Raw genomic sequence first — 3,268 nt, 5'->3', positions numbered from 1 at the left:
TACACACCCGGCACGCCGCATCCGATCGACCTCGCCGAGCAGGACTGGCACCTGCGCCCGTACCAACGGCAGGCCGTCGACGCGTTCACCGACGGCGGCTCGGGAGTGGTCGTGCTCCCCTGTGGGGCCGGAAAAACGCTCGTGGGAGCCGGGGCGATGGCCGACACGAAGACGACGACGCTGATCCTGGTCACCAACACGGTCAGCGCACGGCAGTGGCGCGACGAGCTGCTCAAGCGCACGAGCCTCACTCCCGAAGAGATCGGCGAGTACTCGGGGCAGGCCAAAGAGGTCAAGCCCGTCACGATCGCGACCTACCAGATCCTCACGGCCAAGCGGAAGGGACAGTACGCGCATCTGGCGCTGCTCGATGCCCTGGACTGGGGTCTCATCGTCTACGACGAGGTGCATCTGCTGCCCGCCCCCGTGTTCAAGCTGACCGCCGACCTGCAGGCTCGTCGAAGACTGGGGCTCACGGCGACGCTCGTGCGCGAAGACGGCCGCGAGGGCGATGTGTTCAGCCTCATCGGCCCCAAGCGGTTCGACGCCCCGTGGAAGGAGATCGAGTCGCAGGGCTTCATCTCCCCCGCCGCCTGCTACGAAGTGCGCGTCGACCTGCCGGCCGGCGAGCGGCTCGAGTACGCGGCGGCGGCGGATGACGAACGCTACCGGCTCGCAGCCACCGCCCCCGCGAAGATCGGCGTGGTGAAGGATCTCGTAGCCCGGCACGCCGGCGAACAGACCCTCGTGATCGGACAGTACCTCGACCAGATCGACGAGATCGCGCGGGCGCTGGGCGCCCCGCAGATCACGGGTGCCACCCCCGTCGATGAGCGCGAGGAGCTTTACCGCGGCTTCCGGGAGGGGCAGATCCCCGTGCTGGTGGTGTCGAAGGTCGCGAACTTCTCGGTGGACCTGCCCGAGGCATCCGTCGCCATTCAGGTGTCGGGGTCGTTCGGGTCACGGCAGGAGGAGGCGCAGCGCCTCGGTCGGCTTCTCCGTCCGAAGCAGTCGGGGAACACTGCAAGCTTCTACACGCTCATCGCGCGCGACACGGTCGACCAGGATTTCGCGCAGAATCGGCAGCGGTTCCTCGCTGAACAGGGCTACAGCTACACGATCCTGGATGCCGACAAACTCGCCGCGTGACCCGGGGAAACCGCCGATCCGCGCGATATCCAGCATCCACACCAGCGGAATCACGATAATGGGGGCATGAGCGCACCCCGCATCCTCGTCGTCGACGACGAGCCGAACATCCGAGACCTGCTGATGACGAGCCTGAAGTTCGCCGGCTATCAGGTCAAGGCAGTCGCCAACGGCGCCTCGACGATCTCGGCAGTTCTCGAAGAGGAACCCGACCTCATCCTGCTCGACGTCATGCTCCCCGACATGAACGGCTTCAGCGTCACCAAGCGCCTGCGCGGCGCTGGGTACACCGCCCCGATCCTGTTCCTGACAGCCAAGGACGAGACCGAAGACAAGATCACGGGTCTGAACGCCGGCGGAGACGACTACGTCACCAAGCCCTTCAGTCTCGATGAAATCGTCGCACGCATCCAGGCCATCCTGCGTCGCACGATGCAGACCGACGAAGAGTCGGTCATCCGCGCCGGAGAGCTGACGATGGATCAGGACACGCACGATGTCTCGGTCGGGGATGTCTCGATCGACCTGAGTCCGACAGAGTTCAAGCTGCTGCGCTACCTGATGCTCAACCCGAACCGTGTGCTCTCGAAGTCGCAGATCCTCGACCACGTCTGGGAGTACGACTTCAACGGGGATGCCGGCATCGTCGAGAGCTACATCTCGTACCTGCGGCGCAAGATCGACCCGTACTCATCCGAGCCGCTCATCCAGACCAAACGTGGATTCGGCTACATGCTGAAGGCTGGCAAGTCGGCGTGAGGCACCCGTCAGAGTCGGTGTGAGCACTACGTCCGACAAGACCGACGCCGTCACCGGGTGGTGGCGCAGCCTCAGCCTGCGCGCGAAAGTGACAGGCGTTGCCGTGTCGATCCTGGCGCTCGGGCTGATCGCGACCGGCATCGGCACGACGGTGTTCCTGCGCAGCCAACTCTTGGCGAGCGTCGACACGCAGGTGTCGCAGCTCGCAGGCGCGGGCGTGAGTGCACTATTCGATATCGACCTTCTCGCTGATCCAGCCTTCGTTCCGAAGGCCGAGTCTGTTCCGACCGACTATTTCGTCGCCATCTACAACCAGGATGGCGACTTCATCGCGAGCGCCGGCGGCGGACGCCAGATCAATGAACCTGACTTTCCCGCGGAATACCTGCCGACCGAGACCTCGGTAACCCAGCAGCAGGAACCGTTCACGATCCCCGGCACGATCCCCGGCACAGAATTCCGCGCGGCATCCGCTCTCATCGAGGTCAAGGGCACCACGGTCTTCTACACGCAGATGATCGCGGTTCCGCTCACAACGGTGACTCAGACCCTCGCGACCTATCTCGGCATCTACAGCATCCTCTCCGTCATCACCGTCGTGCTCGGCGCCATCGCCATCCGGCTGCTCGTCACGCTCGCGTTCCGGAGCCTCACCCAGGTCGAGAACACGGCGATGGAGATCGCGGCCGGCGATTTCGGTCAGCGCATGACAGACATCGCCCCCGGCACCGAGGTCGGCAGACTCAAGACCGCGATCAACGCCATGCTCGGGCGCATCGACGCAGCGCTGGCCCAGCGAGATGCCACGGTGCGCCAGATGCGCCGGTTCGTCGGCGACGCGTCGCACGAGTTGCGGACGCCCCTGGTCACGGTTCGCGGCTACGCCGAGCTGTACCGGATGGGAGCCATCCGCACCGACCACGACGTCGCCCAGTCGATGGAGCGGATCGAGAAAGAGGCCATGCGCATGGGCCTGCTCGTGGAAGACCTCCTCGCCCTCGCCCGGCTCGATGAGCGCCGAGACATCGAGTTCGCCCCGGTCGACCTGCGACCGCTCGCGCGGGATGCCGCGCTCGATGTTCGCGCCGCCTCTCCCCAAAGACCTGTGGCTGTGATCGATACGACCATCGTCGAACCGACTGAGCCGCGTCCGCCGCAGACCGAAACCGACACCCTCGAGACACCCAAACGGCCACGGTCCGCCTTCAGCCGCGCGGGCTCCATCCTGCTGCGTCGCCGCCCGAGGGACGCGCGCGGCACGGCGCCGACCACCGAGCAGATCGTCATCGGACCCCTGGACCTCGGGCCATCGTCGTCGGCACCGGTTGCGCTCCCCCCGATCGTGCTCGGCGAAGAGAAC

3 protein-coding genes are annotated in these 3,268 nt (G+C 65.8%); all 3 read left to right on the top strand.

The annotated features are described in order from the left end of the window. Window positions 1-1,149 (top strand): DNA repair helicase XPB (locus tag Q1V87_RS07745; protein ID WP_300591579.1); only part of this gene is annotated, 1,149 nt, incomplete at its 5' end. Window positions 1,150-1,215: 66 nt separating this feature from the next. Continuing rightward, entirely contained in the window at window positions 1,216-1,908 is a 693-nt protein-coding gene (locus tag Q1V87_RS07740) for a response regulator transcription factor (RefSeq protein WP_228176863.1), read from the top strand. Between the two features lie 19 nt (window positions 1,909-1,927). Beyond that, on the top strand, window positions 1,928-3,268 hold a 1,341-nt coding region (locus tag Q1V87_RS07735; RefSeq protein WP_300591578.1), incomplete at its 3' end, for a HAMP domain-containing sensor histidine kinase.

Source organism: Microbacterium sp. (assembly GCF_030149085.1).
GTDB lineage: Bacteria > Actinomycetota > Actinomycetes > Actinomycetales > Microbacteriaceae > Microbacterium.
This window is presented reverse-complemented; position numbering and strand designations above follow the sequence as displayed.

What these genes read in the sequence shown, in the direction of transcription:
- Q1V87_RS07740 (WP_228176863.1), top strand. Translation starts at nt 1,216, where the DNA reads ATGAGCGCACCCCGCATCCTCGTCGTCGACGACGAGCCGAACATCCGA.